This is a genomic window from Streptomyces sp. JLYT201, from assembly GCF_059448825.1.
Genome location: NZ_CM182551.1, coordinates 1294330 through 1312029 on the forward strand (window position 1 = coordinate 1294330; position 17700 = coordinate 1312029).

Sequence of the window (17700 nt, forward strand, 5' to 3'; positions counted from 1 at the left end):
GTCAGCACTCCTAGGGGTTTCGCTCGGCCGCACCCGAGCGGAACGGCTGGTAGCTCTGCTCCTGCACCTGCGGGAAGTACTCGCGCGTCGCCTCGCCCACCACGCGCATCAGCTCGGAGTCCACCGACGCCGGGTCCGCGATGAGCTTGGCGAGCGGTGAGTCCGGCGCGGAGTTCGCGAGGCTCACGCGCCGGGCCCGGTGCACCGCGGCGAGCGCGCTCTGGCAGTTCGCCGCCTCGCGCATCTTGTAGACCGCCTGGGGCCCGTCGGGGATGCCGATCATCGACTTCGTCCCGCCGCTGCCCAGGCAGTTGCGCGGCATGTGCAGATGCTCGTGCCGCCACTCCTGGTGGGCGAAGTGCAGCTGGAAGGCCTGGTCGACCACGCTGTGCCGCAGCCATGCCGCCGCGTCCTGGTGCCGGCGCTCGTCGATGTGCCGCACGGCTTCGTCGAGGGAGGGCTCCCCCAGCGAGCCCAGCCACGCCTCCATGTCGTTCCACAGGTGTTTGAACAGGTCCTTGAACATGTGCTGTTTGATCGCCAGCGAGTGCGTACCGCTCGCCGGGCCGAGGTTCGTACGGAAGGCGTGGTACTCGCCGGTCGCCAGGTGTTCGGCCATCACGCGCTGCGCCTCGACGATCGGCTCCAGCATCGTGCGGCAGGCCGCGAGGTGCTGCGCCGCCTCGCTCAGGGACGACGAGCGCAGGTGCCGGATGGCGACTTCGAGGTGGTCATTGGCCTCGGCGCACAGGATCTCCGGGATCTGGTGCAGGGCGACGAACTCGCCGTGCAGCGTCGCCGCGTTCAGCTCGGTGGCGGCGACCGCCCGCGCGAGGATCTCGGTGGAGAGGAGCTCGTCCACGCCGCTGTGGGTCTCCACGGGCACCCCGGTGAGGTCGCCCTCCCACTTCGTCGCGTCGTGACAGCCGATCCTGATGCCGTGCAGCACGCGGTACAGCGCGTCGTCGATGCTCTTCGACGCGATCGTCGCGCGAGCCACGTCCGGCGCGCCGAGCAGCAGCGACTCCTTCACGGTCTCTTCGAGGCCGCGCAGCGCGTCGGCGTACGCCGCGTACCCCGCGGAGTCGGCGATGCTGATGCTCGTGGATCCGGCGGTGCTGCTGGCCCCGAAGATGCTGCGGAAGTCGAACATCACCGAGCCGAGCTTGCGCAGCAGCCGATGGAATCCGTTGCTCCACTGGATGTGGCGGGACGCGCCCGCGATGTCCTCGGCCTCGACGCACGCCTGCGTCCGGGCCGCCATCCGCACCAGGTTGAGCAGGCACACTTCCGCGGCCTGGAAGACGGCGCACACCAACGAGTCGTAGGACGCCGGGGGCACCCCCCGCGACTCCCGCGCCAGGGCGAGGAGGTCGATGCGGTGCAGTTGGTCGTAGCTCTCGGCCACCGGGCCGAGTTCGGTCGTCCGCCGCCCGTCGGCGGCGCGTTCAGCACCCGCTTCGGCTCGCCCCGGATGTTCTAGGCTTGACATTCCGCCATCACTCCTCCGTAGACGCAGCCAGATACCGGATCGATTCGGTCGGGCAGGAGTCCAGCGCGTCGATGACACATTCGAGCTCATCCATCGTTTCGGGCTGTTTGCAGACGTAGTGGACGTCGTTGTCGACGTCGCACTCGAAGTTCTGTGGTGCGAGGTCCTGGCAGAGGCGGCAGTCGATGCAGGTCTGATCGATCGCGAACCGCCCCGCGAGCGGGAGGCGGGTGGGAAGCGGCAGTTCGGTCGGCACGCCTCAGCTCCCTTCCTGGTACGCGCTGAAGTTGCGCATGGTCGGCTTGGCCGAGGTGCGCAGCGCGGTTTCGAACCGGGAGACGTCGAGGCGGCGCAGCCGGGTCGGCACACCGAGGCGGTCGCGGACGCCGTCGGCGACCGCCGTCCTCGTCGCGTCGTCGTCGGCGCTCCGGGGAGGCAGGGCGATCTCCAGCACGCCGCCGTCGACGTGGAAGGCGAAGTAGTACGGCGGCCGGGTCAGGGCCCCGAGGACGATGTCCTCGATCTCCAGCTGCGACGTCCCCCGCTCGCCGATCCGGATCCGGTCGCCGATGCGGCCGCGGTGGCGCAGCCTGCGCAGCGGCGATCCGCACGCGCAGGGCGCGGCCTCGATCTGGCAGACGTCCCCGGTCCGGTAGCGCAGCAGGGGCATCGCCCGGCTCGCGAGCGTCGTCAGGGCGAGCTCGCCGACGCCGCCGTCGGGCAGGGGCTCGCCCGACGCCGGATCCACGATCTCGAAGTACGTGCGCGTCTCCACGAGGTGCAGTTCGCGGTGCGCGCAGAACATGGCGAGCGTGTTGGTCTCGGTCATCCCGAACATCGAGTACGCGGTCGCGCCCCACTGGTCGGCGAGGCGCCGCTTCTTGGCCGGTGACGCTCCTTCACCGGCCATGAGGATCTTGGAGACCTTGAGGTCGGTGCGCGGGTCCAGGCCCCTGCGCCGGGCGATCTCGCCGAGGTAGAGCGCGCGCGTTCCCGAGCACACGAGCGTGGTGGCGCCCGAGCGGTGCAGGGCGTCGACCATGCGCTCGGGCGTGCAGGAGGGCGAGGCGGCGCCCAGCGGGACGATGGTGCACCCCAGGACCTCGATGGCGCGGTCGAGGTCCTGCCCCACACCGGCGAGTTCGTAGGGGACGGCGATGGCCGCGACGTCCCGCTCGTCCAGCACGCGGGAGAGCAGGGCGGCGACCGTGAGGTTGTTCTCCAGCCAGTCCCTGCGCGTGAAGAACGCCGCGATGGGCCGTCCGTTGCCCGTGCCCGAGCTCTCGTCGAACCGGATGACGTCCCTGCGCGGGACGGCCAGCATGCCGAGGGGGTAGGCGGCGGAGAGGTGCTCGCGCGTCGTGAAGGGCAGCGCGCCGAACGCCCCGGGCTCGCCGTCCGCGGCGGCCCGGGCCAGGTGGGCCGGGACGAAGTCGGCGTAGAACGGGGAGTTGCCGCAGGCGTGTTGCACCGTCGCCGCGAGCGCCTGGCGCACCCAGGAGTCCAGGGCCCGCCGGTCGAAGGAGGTCACCTCCGCCACGTGGCGGGCGACGTCGACGCGGGCGAGCAGCACGTCGCGGAGCCTGTCGGGCGCGTCGGGCCCCGCGGGCCTGGCCAGCGTGGTCATCGGGACGCCTCCTCCAGCTCGGCCATCGCCTTCTGCTCCTCGGTCGCGAGCTCGCCGACGATCGCCGCGGCCTCGTCGAGGGCCGCGTGCGCGGTGGAGTCGTCGGCTTCGCGCAGGAGGTTCGCCACCGCCGTCCACCGCTCGGAGACGCGGTGGTACTCGGTCGCGCCGCGCTCGTACGCCGCGATGCCGGTGAGGCCGTGGGCCTCTTCGAGGAAGCGGGCCCACAGCGTCCGGAAGAGCCCGCCGCCGGTGCCGCCCTCCTCCATGCTGGTGCCGACGAGCCCGAGGACGCGGCCGGGGTCCTCCAGGCGGCCCCATCCCTTGCGCATCACCGCGCTGGTCTTCGCGATGCCCTTGAAGCCCAGGTTCGCGATGGGCGGGCGCAGGAACTCCCGGGCGGTGGCCCGGATCGAGGCCCGGCAGGCCTCGGCCGGCGCCGTCGGGTCGTATCCGGCGGCCCTGATCACGAACGAGAGGTTGCGCGAGCTCATGGGCCCCTTGGCGGCGCGGGCCTCGGCCATGCTCTGCCGGGACGTCGACCGGACCCCGAGCGAGGAGGTCTCCACGACGACGAACCGTTCGTCCTCGTAGCCGATGCAGGCGACGTAATGCGCGGCGAAGTGGTGGTCCTCCTGGGCGTAGTCGAGGTGGTAGCGGTCCAGTTTCAGGCCCACCACGTCGCCGTTGTCGAGGGCCTCGACGAGGCTCGACTCGGCCTTCGTCCGGGACGCGGTCCGCTGCTCGCGCAGGTCGAGGCCGAGGGCCCGGGCCGCGTTGCGCATGAGCTGGTCCGGCTTGACGCGCCCGGCGAGGAACGGGGCGGGCATCTGCTTCGAGTGCCAGTAGAGGAAGGACAGGCCCTGTCCCAGGCCGAAGACCATGGGCTCGCTGAGGTCGATGCCGCGGTTGCGCAGCATGTTCACCAGAGCGGTGGATTCGCAGTGGTCGCCGGAGAACGGCGTGATGTCAATGACTCCCATGGGGCTGTTCACTCTCGTCCCGCGGCGCCTGGTACACGATTTCGAGCACGGACATGTCGGCGTTGTTCCGCACGTGGCCGTAGGTGTGGCCGAGTTCGTCCGCTTCGGTGAACGCGATGACTTCGAGGCTGTCGACGTCCCGTTCGAGGGCGTCCAGGACGAAGCGGACGCCGTCCTCGGTCCGGGTGTCGATGGCGACGTGGGACATGAGGCGGCGGCGCTCGTCCACGGCGCGGTCCGCCCACGGGCCGAACTCCATGCAGGCGAACGTTTCGATGGCCCGGCCGTCCGGGAGGACGAGCGCGTTCCACCAGCCCGGAGTGCCGTACTGCCGGGGCGAGATGTACGAAGGGCCCATCTCGACGGTCGCGATGTGCGCGGACTTCTGCAGGTCCCGCAGGTAGGCGTTCCAGGTGAGGATTTCCTCGTCGCGTTCGTAGTCGCCCATGTAGATGCCGACGTGGTTGACACCCGCGACGTGGTCGACGATGTGGTCGGGGGCGGTGCCGCACCAGCCGCGGATGTATTCCGCGCAGTCCGCGTTCCGCCAGGTGTCGGAGGTTTCGAGGATCTGTTCCCAGGCCGTGTCGAAGCTCGGACGCTTGGGGAAGCGTCCGTCGCGGCTGGCGGCGATGGTCGGCCAGCCCTCCGTGATCGAGCCCATCACGCTTCCTTCCTTCCGGCGATGACGATGCCCATCTGGACTTCCGTCACGGCGGCCGTCGTGAGCGCCGCGTCGCGCAGTACCTGTTCGACCTCGCTCCTGATGTAGGAGGAGCGGATCGAGGAGCGAAAACCCGGCCGCATGTCGGCCGCGATGTTCGCCTTCATGAATTGGAAGGTCGTCCGGTCGATGTCTCTGCGCAGGTCCATGACGCAGTACCGGCCACCGGGCCGCAGGACGCGGTGGATCTCCGACAGGGCCCGCACCGGGTCCGCCCATTCGTGCAGGGAACTGGCGCTGAACGCGTGCTCGAACCTGCCGTCCTCGTACGGCAGCGCCAGGACGTCCCCGCATTCGTAGGCGCACTGTCCGGCCACGCCGTACGCCTCCGCGTTCCCGCGCGCGCGGCGGACCATGGCCTCGGAGATGTCGACGCCGGTGAGGCTGACGGTCCCGGTGACCTGTTTGATCCACTCCAGACCGAGGTAGCCCGGCCCGCAGCCGACCTCCAGGACGGTCCCGGAGGTGATGTCCGCCGCCAGGATGTCGTCGACCTTCTCCTGCAGCCAGCCCTGATCGCGGATGTGGCGCTGCATCTCGTCGTACTTGAGCGCCAGTTCGTCGCCTTGCAGGCCTTCGTCGGTCTCCGGGATCCGGCCGGCGACGCTGCCACGCGCGCTATGCATGGTCGGCTCGTGTCACCGGGCCGGACGGTGCACCGGCTCGCCGAATTCCTACGGGTACGCCTCTCATCGTCGCGCTCCCCATGTGCTCGTCGGTCCGATCGTTGCTTGTCACGAGATTGACGGAGGACGTCAGGGAGGCGGCGACCGAGGATTCGTCGGGATACCACCAACAGGCGTCCGCCACTACGACGTGCGGTTCGACGTCCTCGGAGAGCTTGACCGCCATGCGCACCCCGCGCCCTCCGGGCCGTGTGAACAGTTCCGCCTCGTCGCCGTCCTTGAGTCCTTCTCGCGCCGCCGCCCGCGGGTGCACGGTCAGCCGCGGCACGGCCCGGCCGCGGGCCGTGGTCGGCAGCTGGTGGTACTCGCTGTTGTAGAACTCGCGCGCGTGGGCACTCGTCATGAGGTACGGGAGTTCGGGGCTCGGGGCCGGTGGCATCTTGAATACCGGCAGTTCCCGGTAACCCATGCCGCGCAAGGCGTTGTTGACGAGGTCGACCCGCTTCGACCGGGTGCGGAAGCCGTCGGCCCGGTATTTGAAGTAGCGCTTTTCATTCCGGATGTAGCCGACTTCTTTGAACTGCTCCCAGGTGAGTCCGATGCCCGCCAGCTTGGCGTCGAGCGCCGCTTCCACGGACGGGAAGAAGTGCCGGCCGAGGCCGAGCCGGGCGGCGAGTTCCAGGATGATCTCCTCGTCCGACCGGCAGCCGTCGACGTGCGTCACCTTCCTCCTGGCCGCGAGGTAGGAGTTGAACTCGACGATCTGGTCCCGCTCCAGCCAGCTCGACGCGGGCAGCACGACGTCGGCGAACCTGGCCGTCGGCGTCATGAACAGGTCGCAGACGACGATCAGATCGAGCTTCGCCAGGGCCTTGAGGACCGCCTCGGTGTTCTCGTACGAGGCCAGGACGTTGCTGCCGAAGAGCACCAGCGAGCTGATGCGGTACGGGGAGCCGCTGAGGACGGCCTCGTGCAGGTCTCCGGGGGCGACCCAGCCGGACATCGACAGGACCTTGTGCCTGTCCCCGCCGATGCGCTTCCTCGCCTGGTCGTCGCCGAGGAGGTCCGTGCGCGGGAAGGCGCGGCGGCCCTCGATCGGCATCGGGTCCCAGATGAGGTCGCCGCCGGGGGCGTCGAGGTTTCCGCAGATCGCGGAGAGGATGGCGATGGACCGGTAGGTGTCGAAGCAGTTCTCGTTCTGCGAGACGCCGGTTCCCGCCTCGATGCACGCCCGCGGCGCGAGGGCGTAGGCGCGCGTCGCCTCCAGGATCAGCTCCGGGGCGAGGCCGGTGATGCGGGACACCGTGTCGAGGTCGTAGGCGCGGACGTGGTCGGCGAGTTCGTCGAAGCCCGTGGTGTGCGCGGCCACGAAGTCGCGGTCGTACCAGCCCTCGTCGACGACGATCTTGATCATGCCGAGGGCGAGGGCGCCGTCGGTGCCCGGCCGGACGGCGAGGTGGAGGCTCGACCGGGCCGCCGTCTGCGTCCGGCGCGGGTCGATGGCGATGACGCGGCTGCCGCGCTCGACGGCGCGCAGGAGCTTGATGCCGATGACGCCGTCGGAGTGGGTGTTCGGCTTGTTGCTCCCCCAGAGCAGGATGACGTGGGGGTCGCCGTCGTAGTCGCAGAAGGTGAACCCGCCGTACGTCAGCACGGAGGCCATGACGCGGGGGTAGAAGCACACGTGGGCCGGGCCGACCACGTTGGGCGTGCCGATCGCGTTCGCGAGCCGGAACACCCACTCCTGGTAGTTGCGGTCGGTTCCCTGGCCCAGGACGATCGACTCGGGTCCGTACCGCTCGATGTTCGCGGTGAGTTCGCCGACGATGCGCTCCAGGGCGGCGTCCCAGCTGACCTGGTGGAACGTCCCGGAGCCGCGCGGTCCTGTACGCATCAGCGGGGTGGTGAGCCGGTCGGGGCTGTGCACGAGGTCGAGTGCCGCCTTGCCCTTGATGCAGAAGTAGCCCTCGCTCGTGGGGTTGTCGGGGTCACCGTGGATGGCGGTCGGGACGCCTTCGACCAGATCGACGATGGCGCCGCAACCGCCGTGGCACATGCGGCAGATGGTCTTCACCCGGGTCGTGCGGGGCCGGTCGACGTCACGCGTGGTCACGGCGACTCACCCACCCGTTCTCCGGCGAGGCGGTGCAGGCGCTCGAAGGCCGACTGTTCGGCGTCCGCGGCCGCGTGCAGGAGGGCTTCGACGGCTTTGAGCCGCCCGCCGGGGTCGGCCGCTTCGCCGTAGCCGAGCAGGAGGTCGATCGCCTCGTCCCACTGCTGCCGCACGCCCTCGAAGGCGTCGGCCGCGCGGTCCAGACCGGGCTCGCCGGTGCGGTGGCGCGCTTCGTGGAGGAAGTCGCGGTACAGCGCCCGGAAGTTCGCTCCGCCGGTGCCCGCGTACCGCCAGAAGCGCCCTGTGGCGGGCACCAGCTCCTCGCTGGGCGTCAGGGTGTCGTGCCACCCGGAGACCTCCGCCGCGGCCCTCCGCAGCGCGCTGAGGCCGCGCCGGGGGCCGCGGTCGGTGAGCATCCGCTCCGCGGTGGCGCGGACGGCGTGCCAGATCTGCTCGCGCGGTACGGCCGCGCGGTCGGTGGTGAGTCGGTGCGGCAGGCCGCCGATGTGCATCTGGAGGTTCGGCGACGGCAGGAATCCCTCGCGGGAGTTCCGCGCCTTGCGCAGCGACTCGCCCGGGAGCGTCTGCGCCCCGCCTTGCTGTTCGGTGTCGACGACGTGCGCGAGGTCGTCGTCGAGTCCGTACACCGCGATGCAGTGCGCGGCGAAGTGGCTCCGCGACGAGAAGTAGTCGAGGTGGTAGATGTCGACGGTCACGCCCACCACGTGGCCCGCGGCGAGCAGTTCGGCGGTTCGCGTGCGCGCGGCGTCGGGGTCGGGCGGCCGCTCTCGGCACAGTGTCGCGCCGAGTGCGACGCACGCCCGGTGCGCTATCTCGCCGGGGCCGACGCGGCCGGTGAGCATGGGCGCGCCGTGCCCGGGAACCGGCGCGTCCCAGTACTGGAAGTCGATTCCCTGGCCGAGTCCGAAGAGAAGGGGTTCCGAAAGGCGCGCGCCGGCGTGGTGGAGCATGTTGCGCAGCGTCGTGGTTTCACAGTGCACGCCGACCTGCGGCTGAAAGGCCTCCAAGCGCATGGAACCTCCTGGGCGCGAGGTGTCAGGGTGCGGTAGGGAGTGGTCGGTTCACGCGTCGAGCAGTGGTTGGTTCACGCGTCGAGCGGTGGTCGTCGGTTCACGCGTCGCGCAGGACTTCGTGATAGCCCTGCAGATCGAGGTGCCCGGAGCCGCTGGCGAGCACCACGACGACCGGTTCGAGGTGCTGCGCGTCGGCCTTGGCGACGACTTCGAGGGCGGCGGCGACCGCGTGGCTCGCCTCGGGGGCGAGCAGCAGGCCCTCGGTCTGGAGCAGCAGCCTGCCCGCTTCGAGCGCTGTCCTCTGCTCGAACGCGACGGCGTCCAGGACGCCTTCGCGGCGCAGCAGGCTGACGACGGCGGAGCTGTGGTGGTTGCGCAGGCCGCCGACGTGGACGGGGGGCGGGACGAAGTCCTCCCCCATCGAGTAGCCGAGGACCTCCGGTGTGAATCCGCCGAGGTCGGCGCGGCCGTAGGTGTAGGTGCCCGCCGTGAGACGGGGAGCGGCGGTGGATTCCGCGGCGAGGAGGCGGAGGTCGGCGCCGTCGGCGCGGGCGCGCAGATAGGGGCCGATCAGACCGCAGAGATTGCTGCCGCCTCCGGAGCACGCGATGAGGTGGTCACCGCGTCCGGCGACTCCGATGGCCTCTCCGTGTATTTCTCTGAGTTGCGCCTCGACTTCGAGTCCGAGGAGCGTTTGATGGAGATAGATGTGCGTCATTCCGCTTCCGGAGAGATAGGCCGCGGAAGGCTTGTCGAGTGCGTGTTGAATCGCGTCGCTGATCGCGGTTCCGAGGCTCCCCGGGTGATCCGGATTGCGTTCCAGGATCCGGCGGCCTATCTCGGTCCTGGGAGATGGCGATGGGTGCACTTGGGCCCCGAGGAGCTCCATGTAGTGGCGCCGGTAGGGCTTTTGCTCCAGCGAGCACCTGACCATGAAAATCTCGGCTTCGAGGCCGAACATCTTTGCCGCGAGGGCGACGCTCATGCCCCATTGCCCGGCGCCCGTCTCGGTGACGAGAGAGGTGCGCCCCTCCTGCGCCGCATAGAACGCCTGCGCTATCGCGGTGTTCAGCTTGAAGCTGCCCGTGGGCAGGACGTCCTCGCGCTTCAGATAGATGCGCGCGGCCGTGCCGAGGTGTTTCTCCAGCTGGTGGGCGCGGTGCAGCGGAGTCGGGCGTCCGCACTGCCGCAGCCGCTCGCCGACCTGCTCGGGTACGGGTACCCAGCGGTCGGACGGATTGTTCTGTGCGACGAGAGCTCGCGGTCGGACCTGTGCGGCCACTGCTGCCGCCGAGGGGCTACCGGAGTCCCGTATTCGAGGTAAAGGGGCAGGCAAGTCACCCAAGAAGTTGTACCAGTACTCGGGTACGCATGACCCCGGCCGATCACTTGGGGCCGGAACCTCGGGCAATACCGATGGGATGCGCACAGCATCATGTGCAGGATGAGATGTCAATTCATTCCCCCGCCTGAATCTCATTGCACGCGATCTTTTGTCCACGCCAGTTGATCATTCAGACGATCTTGAATCGGCTGGCGATTGCTGGGGCGTCGCGTCCAAGAGCCGTTCAAATCCCGCGATGGGGCGTCAGCCTACTCGGACGTTCGGCGATGGCGCAACAGTAAATACCGTCCGGGCGCAATTTGCTATTGATCTCAGATGCGACGGATAGCGAATTGATCGCCATTAGCCAAATGATCGCATTCCGTCGGGGCGAGCGGGCCGCTCGCTTGTTGGTCAAGTGTGATCGGGTGCGATCGAAACTGAGCAGATGTGTCGGCGGGGGCCCGGCCCCCGCCCCCGGCCGGTGCGCTCGTGGGCGGGCCGGGGACGCCGGGCACGCACGTGCTGTCGGCGCGGCTCTACTTGCCGGGGTCCTCGTCGGGGGCCGGGCCCTCGCCCCGCTCCCCGGCCGGCTCCGCGCTCGGCCCCTTGCTCCGGTCCTTGTCGGGGTCCCTGCGGAAGCGGCCGAACGCCCGTGTGAGGGCGCTCAGCGGCGAGCCTTCCGCCTTGGCGGAGCCCGACCCGGACAGCAGCGGCGCGCCACCGCCGCCGGACGCGTCGGCCAGCGCGGCCTGAGCCGCCTCGGCCGCCTCCCGGTACAGGTCGCGCGACTTCGTCATGGCGTCGAGCGCCTCGGCGTACTTGGTGACCATGTGCTGGGCGTGAGCCAGCTCCTCGTCCGGGGTGAGCAGGTGCCAGCCCTGGCGCAGCCGGGTCAGGGCCCGCTCGGCCTCGTCCGGCAGCGGCCGCGGCAGCGCGGCGAACTCCGTGATCCTGTCGAGGAGTTCGGTGGGCTCCGAGCCGTCGAGGAAGACGCTGCGCACGGTGAAGCGCTCCGCGTCGTAGTCCGGGCTCCGCGGCTCCACGGGCAGGATGACGGCACCGCCGCGCGGCATCCGGACGCCCAGCTCGCGCTTCATCGCGAAGTCGGCGATCTGCGCCTGCTCCGGCGTGCCCCGGTGCTCGACCACCCGGTGCCGCAGGCCCGGCGGCAGGAACGCCGAGACGGGCTGCTGCCCGGTCGCGTCGGGCGTCATCGCCTCGTGCACGACGACGTGGATGAACCAGCTCTGCCGGATGCTCTCCCGCAGCCTGCGGCGCAGCTCGTCGTCGTCCTTCGGCAGGTGGTTGGTCGTCCGCAGGCGCAGCTCCCCCACCGTGTCGTGGTCCCAGGCGACGCGGTCGCTGTCGGGCCAGAACATGGTGGCGGGCGAGGGCCAGTGCGCGTCCCACACCCGGTCCGCCTCGGCGGCGAGGACCCAGACGACGCCCGCGCCGTCCTTGCGGCGGCCTTCGGGGTCGTACGTGGTCAGCTGCGCGCGCACCGTGACGTCGTCGGCCACGCGCCAGCGGGCCTCGAAGAGACGGCGGGCCGAGGGGCCGGGGTCGGCGGCCTCGTCCCGCGGGTGCAGGACGCTGGAGCGGGCGGCGTCGGCGGGGTCGAGGTCCAGGAAGTCGTCGAGCACCCCGGCCGCCTTGAGGGCGATCAGGTTGCGCCGGACGTCCTGCTCGGGTTCGGGCCCGAGGTGGCGCCCGCGCCCCAGCCACGCGGTGTCGGGGGCGGTGGTCGCGGAGGTGCTGTTCTCGGCCATGGACTCGTTCTGTGGGTGGTCAGGGCATGACCAGTATGGTCGGTGATTCCGTCGGAGGAAGCGCTACCCCGTCCACAACTTCGACACTCCTGCCGCACGACGGGCGAGGTTCCGGCCACCTCCGGTATGCCGGTCGTTCGTGCAGTGGCCGCCTCCGGCCGGTCGGCCGGGTGATGCCCGCGGGGCCGCCCCGGCCGGTCGGAGCCCGGTGAGCAGCCCGCCGACGGTCGGAGCCCGGTGAGCAGCCCGCCAGCGGTCAGAGGCTGGCGAGCAGCCCGTCGAGCGGTGCGGGCACGCGGTCGGGCGCGAGTCCCTCGACGAGGACGCGGCCGTAGCGGATCTTGCGGCCCTTCTTCGTGCCGAGGAAGCGCCGCAGCTGCTCGTGCGCGGTGCGGTCCCGCTGCGCGGGCTGGCGCAGGAAGGTCTCCAGGGCGCGCAGGTCGCCCTCCGCCCGGACCAGCTCCTCGACGCGCGGCACGCCCAGGGCGCGGATGAGCTCGTCCTCCAGGTCCGCCGCGCAGACGAAGAAGTCCCGCGGTGCCGCGCTGGCGCGCTCCCAGCCGCGGGCGTAGTAGCGCCGCTCCGCCTCGTCGCACAGCCCGGTGAGGCGGAGGCCGAGTCCGCGGGGGCCGAGGAGCCGGGCGAAGCGCCCCACGCTCATGGCGCCGCCGATGGCCAGAACGCAGACGCCTTCGGCCGCCAGGTCCCGGCCGCGGCTCGCGGCGAGCGCGTCGACCGCGGCGACGTCGCTCGGTCCTTCGAGCAGGACGACCGCCCGTACGGGCAGCTGCTCGGCCAGCTCGCGCGCGAGGTCGCCGGGCCCTCCCGCCGCCCACGCGACGACCGCTTCACGGAACGCCTCCATGTCAGACATGCGGCGAGTCTCCGCTGTTTCCGGCCCGCGGGGTAGTGAATTTCCGCCGCCGCACCGCTCTGTGCCGCCCGGCACCACGCCACGCCGCTCAGCATTCGCCCCACGTCGCACCGCGCCACGCAGCTCAGCATCGCCCCACGTCCCACCGCACCGCATCGCACCGGTCAGCTCCGCGCGGACGTCCCCGTCGGGCCGGGCACGCACAGTCGCTCGACCCGCGCCTGCCCGGGCGGGTACGGGAAGAAGGACGTCGACCCCACCGCCCAGTACGTGTGCGTCCCGGGCACGCGCGCGATCCCGTTCATCAGCACCGGAGACGGGGACGCCGGTCCCCGCTCGCTCACCCAGCCGCCGTTCTCCCAGCGGAGGTAGTGCGCCTGGTTCCAGTTCGGGTACTCCCAGCCCGCGATGCGGTCCGGTCGGTCCCGGCCGTCCCCGACCACGCCGACGAGCTCCCCGGCGGCGAAGGGCAGCTCGACGTGGTGCCACGCGGTGCCGTCGTAGTGGCGCAGCCGCGCGCCGGGAGGGCGGCCGCCGGTGAGGATCCAGTCGTAGCCGCACACCCAGATGTCGTCCGCGGCGACCGGGAGCTGACCGGTGACGTAGGTCGGGTGGCCCTCGACCGGGATCTCGTGCCAGGTGCCGTCCCAGCGGGCGCACACTCCGTTGCCGTGGATCCAGACGTCCCCGCGGCGGGTGCGCCGCACCCTGACCGCGGGGCTGCTGTTGCCGCTGGGCAGCGGACGGAGCCAGCGCCAGCGCCGCCCGTTCCAGTGCATCGTCCGTGACCCGTTCTCGTACGAGCCGACGGCCCAGGCGTCCCCGTCGGGGGCGACCGTGAGGGCGTGGACGGTGGTGCCCGGGGTGCCGTCGCCGGGGAAGGGAACGCGCTCCCAGCCGTCGCCGTCCCAGGCGTACAGGTGCCACAGGCTGTTCTCGCGGTCGAGTCCGACGGCCCACGCGTCGCCCGATGCGTTGGCCGCGACGTCCATGAGGAAGCCGTTGAAGTGCAGGCCCGCCGTGTCCGTGCGGGTCCAGTCGGTGCCGTTCCAGAGGTAGGAGAGCGGCCTGCCGTACGTGCCGCGGTCGAGGCCCTCCGTGCCCACGGCCCAGGCCAGGCGCGGCCCCGCGGCGGCCACGGAGCGCAGGCCCGCCATCTCCGGCGCGCCGGGCACCGGGACCTGCTGCCAGCCGTCGGCCCGCGCGGCGGCCCCGGCCTCCGGCACGCGCAGCAGGGCGGCTCCGGCCGCCGCGCCCAACGCGCCGCCGACGAAGCGTCTGCGGTCCATGGCGATGCCCCCTGGGACGTGCGGCCGTGGCAGCGGCGTGAGCCGTGCGAGCGGTACGAGCCGTGCGTGGGGAGAGCGTGCAGCAAGCCACACGTAGAGGGAACGCACGCGCGTGAGTGTTTTCCGCCCGCTCCGCCTCCGCACGCGCTCCAACACCGAGGCGGCACCGGGGCGGCCTCCGCGGTCCCGCCCCCCGGAACGGGGTGGTCTCAACACCACCCCCGTTCCGGGCCCTGGGCCGACTGACCCGGCGCCTCCATCGGCGGAGGCTTGTCCCTGTCACAGGCGAGCGGTTCGACGAGCGACAGGGAGACATGATGGCCAGTCACACGCGGCGGAGGGTCCTTCAGGGGGCGGCACTCGCGGCGGCGGGCAGCGTGGTCGGCGGCTATGGAGGCGGCCACTACGCGGCGGCGGCACAGACGACGACGGGCCGCGCGGCCAAGGGCGGACACCTGCCCTTCCTGGAGGGCGCCTTGGCGCCGGTCACGGAGGAGCTGACGGCGTTCGACCTGGAGGTGACCGGCCGGTTGCCGCGCGACCTGGACGGCCGCTATCTGCGCACCGGCCCGAACGCGCTCGGCCTGGAGGACCCGCGGGCGCACCACTGGATGCTGGGCGACGGCATGGTGCACGGGGTGCGGCTGCGCGACGGCCGTGCCGAGTGGTACCGCAACCGCTGGGTGCGCTCCTCGGGGGTCGCGAAGAAGCTCGGCGAGCCGTACCCGGGCCCGGTGCCGCCGGACGACTTCGCGTGCAACACGCACGTGATCCCGTACAAGGGGCGGATCCTGGCGCTCCAGGAGGGCGGGCCGCTGCCGTACGAGCTGGACGGGGAGCTGGGCACGGCGGGCCCGTACGACTTCCGCCGCACCCTGAAGGGCTCGTTCACCGCGCACACGAAGTACGACGCGGCGGCCGACGAGCTGCACGCGGTCACGTACTACCCCACCTGGGACCACGTGCGGCACCTGGTGATCGACAGCACCGGGCGGGTGGCGCGGACCACCAGGATCCCGGTGGCGGACGCGCCGATGATGCACGACTTCGCCCTCACCCGGAACTACGTGGTGATCATGGACGTGCCGATCACGTTCGACGCGGCGGCCGCCGAGGCGGGAGCACTGGTGCCGTACGTCTGGAACGAGCGCCACCCCCCGCGCGTGGGCGTCATGCCGCGCGCCGGAGGCACCACGCGCTGGTTCGAGGTCGACCCGGTCTACTTCTCGCACACCCTCAACGCCTACGACCAGGGCGACGAGGTGGTGGTGGACTTCACCTCCATGCCCGCCCCCTTCCACGCGGCGGGCCGGGGCAGCGGCGGGCCCGGCGCGACCGGGACGCCGACGCTCGACCGCTGGCGGATCGACCTGCGCGGCGGCCGGGTCCACGGCACCCGCGTCGACGACCTGCCGCAGGAGTTCCCCCGCGTCAACGAGTCCCTGGTCTCGCGAAGGCACCGCTTCGGATACACGGTGAGCGCGGCGGAGATGTGGCGCGCCTACCTGACGGTCGACGGCGTGCCCCCGGCGGGGAAGTTGACCGACCACCTGGTCAAGCACGACATGCTGCGCGGCACGAAGCAGACGCACCGCCTCCCGAAGGGCGCGGCGGCGAGCGAGCCGGTGTTCGTGCCGCGCCGGGGCGCGCGGGACGAGGACGACGGCTACGTCCTGACCTATGTGAACGACCCCGACCGGGGCGCGACCGACCTGGTGGTCCTCGCGGCCCAGGACTTCACCGGCCGCCCGCTGGCCCGTGTCCGGCTGCCCGGCCGGGTGCCGCTCGGCTTCCACGGCAGCTGGGTGGCGGACCGGTAGGTGGGGCCCGCTCGCGGGGAAGAGGCGCCTGACCGGGTCGTGCCCCGTCAGGCGCCTGCGCGCGGGATCAGGCGCCGGGCGGGGTGGCGCACTGCACGCGGGTGGTGGGCGTGGTGAAGATGCCGTCCTTCTTGCCCTGGCCGTCGTTGTACTCGTAGTAGACGTACGAGTCGAAGGCGATGTTGCCGTTGCAGCCCGAGTCCGCGGCGATCTGGACCGGCAGCGTGACGGTGCGGGCCTGGCCGGGCGGCACGGGGACGGAGTAGCTGAAGCCCAACTGGTTGGTGCCGGTGCCGCTGCAGGTGACGCCGGTGCCGGTGCAGGCGCCGAAGGCGTACTTCAGGTCGGGGCGCTGGGTGGTGGCCCAGGTGGGCTGCATCGTCTGGTAGACGAACCAGATGTCGGTCGTCTGGTTGTTCGTGAAGGTCATCGTGAGATTGACCGTCGACCCCGGAGTGACCGTGGCCTGGTCGGTGCTGAACGTGACGTCGGCGGCGGCCGCGCCACTGGCCCGGGCGGTCTGCCCGAGGCCCAGCAGCGCGAGACAGAAGGCGAGGAACGCGGCGAGGCCGAAACGCCGCAGGTGTGTGATTCGCATGGGGGTGGAGAGTACGAGCGTGCCCACGGGCCGTCTGCCCTCCCTCAGACGTGCGGGAGGGCCCCTGTCTCATCCACGTGTTGCCCCGCCTCCCGTCAAGGAGCGTGCTTCCCGCCCTTGCGTCCCGCGTCTGCCGATGCCGGACGCGCGCCACCGGGTCCGCGCGCACCGGAGCTGTCCGGTAGTCGCCGCGCCGTACGACGGGGTGAATGGCGGGAACCGCGCGAGGGCGGATCCGGTGGGCCGCCGACGCGGCCTCCTCACACCTCCAGCGCGGGGATCCGGACGGGTCGGTCGGTGTAGGGCCTGCACTCGAAGGTGGGCGCGGCGTAGTACCCCGCGTACTCGCCCTCGGCGATCCGGCACGCGAGGACCTCGTCGGCGAGGACCTCCAGCTGGTGCATCTGCCCCACGGCGCTGTCGACCTGCTGCGGATGGCCCGTGAGGCCGGTCTCCAGGTTCGCCACGAGGCGCTCGTAGAAGCGGTTGAAGTCGTCCGCCGCCCGCCACTCCGGTGAGCCCTTGCGGTACTTGCACATCTGCGGATCGGGCAGGACGTGCACGATGTCGGTGTCCACGGGCAGGGTGAGGCGCGGGCCCGTGGGGTGGCAGGGCTTGTCCTGCGGCAGATAGCGGCGGCCCTGCGCCAGCTCGTCGAACTTGTAGTAGTGGGACAGCTCGCCGTTGTCGTCCCACATGCGGTGCGGGTCGCCCTCGCCCTCGTGGATGATGTCGGTCAGCAGGGCGACGGCCTCCTGGGAGGTGCGTACGCCGATGTTGTCCTGACCCCCGAAGTGCGTGTACTGCCGCGTGATGGTCTCCGGGTGGAGGACGTCCTCCTCCTTCCCCTGCTCCACCAGGTAGGTGATGCCGTCGATGAGGGCGTTGTAGAAGTCCCCGATGGACTCGAAGCGCAGCGGGACGGGGCTCGGCAGGGCCTTGATCAGGTCGAGTCCGCCGCCGGTGCGCAACCGCGGCGACTCCAGGTCGATCGCGCCGCGGATCCGCTCCCGGGTGTCCGTGGGCAGGGGGTCGGGCTGCTCGATGAAGAGGCCGAGCTGCCAGAGGCCGGCGCCGCAGGGGAGCAGCCGCACCAGGCCCGCCCGGGTGAAGTCCGGGATCTGGCAGGGGTACACCGGCGCCGCCTTCATGACCTCCGGCCGGCCGCCCACGGCGGTGAGCACGTTCGCGGCGATGGCCATGTGCCGCATCTCGGAGATCACGATGCTCTGGACGATCCGGGTGACGTCGGGGAACTTCGACCGCCGGTCCTTGATGCAGAGCAACCCGTAGAGGTAGGCGGGAACGGTGGTGAACTCCAGGGCCAGGGCGTCCTGGAGCTCCGCGCGCAGCGCCTCGATGGTGTGGATCGGCGGCGGATCGGTCCGGGCCATGTCGGGGTCTCCCTCCGGCGGGGTGCGGCG

15 protein-coding genes are annotated in these 17700 nt (G+C 71.3%); 1 reads left to right on the forward strand and 14 read right to left on the reverse strand.

From position 1 onward, the window contains the following. Nucleotides 1–10: 10 nt before the first annotated feature. The 12 genes from AC5WAM_RS05495 to AC5WAM_RS05550 all read right to left on the reverse strand — a co-directional run bounded on the left by AC5WAM_RS05495 (nt 11) and on the right by AC5WAM_RS05550 (nt 13858). Nucleotides 11–1492, reverse strand: a complete 1482-nt coding sequence (locus tag AC5WAM_RS05495) for a tryptophan 2,3-dioxygenase (RefSeq protein ID WP_495521782.1) — start codon at nt 1490–1492, stop codon at nt 11–13. A gap of 7 nt (nt 1493–1499) precedes the next feature. Further along, on the reverse strand, nt 1500–1748 hold the full coding sequence (locus AC5WAM_RS05500) for a ferredoxin (protein WP_366789478.1): 249 nt from the start codon (nt 1746–1748) through the stop codon (nt 1500–1502). Between the two features lie 3 nt (nt 1749–1751). Next, entirely contained in the window at nt 1752–3119 is a 1368-nt protein-coding gene (locus AC5WAM_RS05505; RefSeq protein ID WP_495521783.1) for a phenylacetate--CoA ligase family protein, read from the reverse strand. After that, the gene (locus AC5WAM_RS05510) at nt 3116–4102 is read right to left on the reverse strand and encodes a BtrH N-terminal domain-containing protein (RefSeq protein WP_495521784.1); all 987 of its coding nucleotides are present in this window, start codon (nt 4100–4102) and stop codon (nt 3116–3118) included. The genes AC5WAM_RS05505 and AC5WAM_RS05510 overlap by 4 nt, the downstream gene beginning before the upstream one ends. Next, nucleotides 4089–4766, reverse strand: coding sequence for a hypothetical protein (locus AC5WAM_RS05515; RefSeq protein ID WP_366789475.1), 678 nt, complete (start codon nt 4764–4766; stop codon nt 4089–4091). Before AC5WAM_RS05515 ends, AC5WAM_RS05510 begins: the two co-directional genes overlap by 14 nt. Beyond that, nucleotides 4766–5452 carry a class I SAM-dependent methyltransferase gene (locus AC5WAM_RS05520; protein WP_366789474.1) on the reverse strand — a complete coding sequence of 229 codons (687 nt, stop codon included), beginning with the start codon at nt 5450–5452 and terminating at the stop codon, nt 4766–4768. Before AC5WAM_RS05520 ends, AC5WAM_RS05515 begins: the two co-directional genes overlap by 1 nt. After that, entirely contained in the window at nt 5445–7565 is a 2121-nt protein-coding gene (locus AC5WAM_RS05525; RefSeq protein WP_366789473.1) for a molybdopterin-containing oxidoreductase family protein, read from the reverse strand. Before AC5WAM_RS05525 ends, AC5WAM_RS05520 begins: the two co-directional genes overlap by 8 nt. Continuing rightward, nucleotides 7562–8599 (reverse strand): BtrH N-terminal domain-containing protein, encoded by a 1038-nt coding sequence (locus AC5WAM_RS05530; protein WP_495521785.1) that lies wholly within the window; start codon nt 8597–8599, stop codon nt 7562–7564. The genes AC5WAM_RS05525 and AC5WAM_RS05530 overlap by 4 nt, the downstream gene beginning before the upstream one ends. Before the next feature lie 97 nt (nt 8600–8696). Next, nucleotides 8697–10079, reverse strand: a complete 1383-nt coding sequence (locus AC5WAM_RS05535) for a TrpB-like pyridoxal phosphate-dependent enzyme (protein ID WP_495521786.1) — start codon at nt 10077–10079, stop codon at nt 8697–8699. Between the two features lie 383 nt (nt 10080–10462). Next, nucleotides 10463–11695, reverse strand: a complete 1233-nt coding sequence (locus AC5WAM_RS05540) for a hypothetical protein (protein WP_495521787.1) — start codon at nt 11693–11695, stop codon at nt 10463–10465. A gap of 256 nt (nt 11696–11951) precedes the next feature. After that, a complete protein-coding gene (locus AC5WAM_RS05545) occupies nt 11952–12569 on the reverse strand; it encodes a TOPRIM nucleotidyl transferase/hydrolase domain-containing protein (protein ID WP_495521788.1) in 618 nt (205 codons plus the stop codon). Nucleotides 12570–12733: 164 nt separating this feature from the next. Continuing rightward, nucleotides 12734–13858: a hypothetical protein gene (locus tag AC5WAM_RS05550; RefSeq protein WP_495521789.1), complete on the reverse strand. Its 1125-nt coding sequence runs from the start codon at nt 13856–13858 to the stop codon at nt 12734–12736. A 314-nt stretch (nt 13859–14172) separates the two neighbouring features. Between AC5WAM_RS05550 and AC5WAM_RS05555 the strand changes: the two genes are divergently transcribed. Next, complete coding sequence (locus AC5WAM_RS05555) at nt 14173–15678, forward strand: carotenoid oxygenase family protein (RefSeq protein WP_495521790.1); 1506 nt, start codon at nt 14173–14175, stop codon at nt 15676–15678. Between the two features lie 67 nt (nt 15679–15745). Here the strand turns inward: AC5WAM_RS05555 and AC5WAM_RS05560 are convergent, their stop codons facing one another. Both AC5WAM_RS05560 and AC5WAM_RS05565 read right to left on the reverse strand, forming a co-directional pair. Beyond that, nucleotides 15746–16276 (reverse strand): hypothetical protein, encoded by a 531-nt coding sequence (locus AC5WAM_RS05560; protein ID WP_495521791.1) that lies wholly within the window; start codon nt 16274–16276, stop codon nt 15746–15748. Nucleotides 16277–16536: 260 nt separating this feature from the next. Next, complete coding sequence (locus tag AC5WAM_RS05565; protein WP_495521792.1) at nt 16537–17670, reverse strand: ferritin-like domain-containing protein; 1134 nt, start codon at nt 17668–17670, stop codon at nt 16537–16539. Nucleotides 17671–17700: the final 30 nt, after the last annotated feature.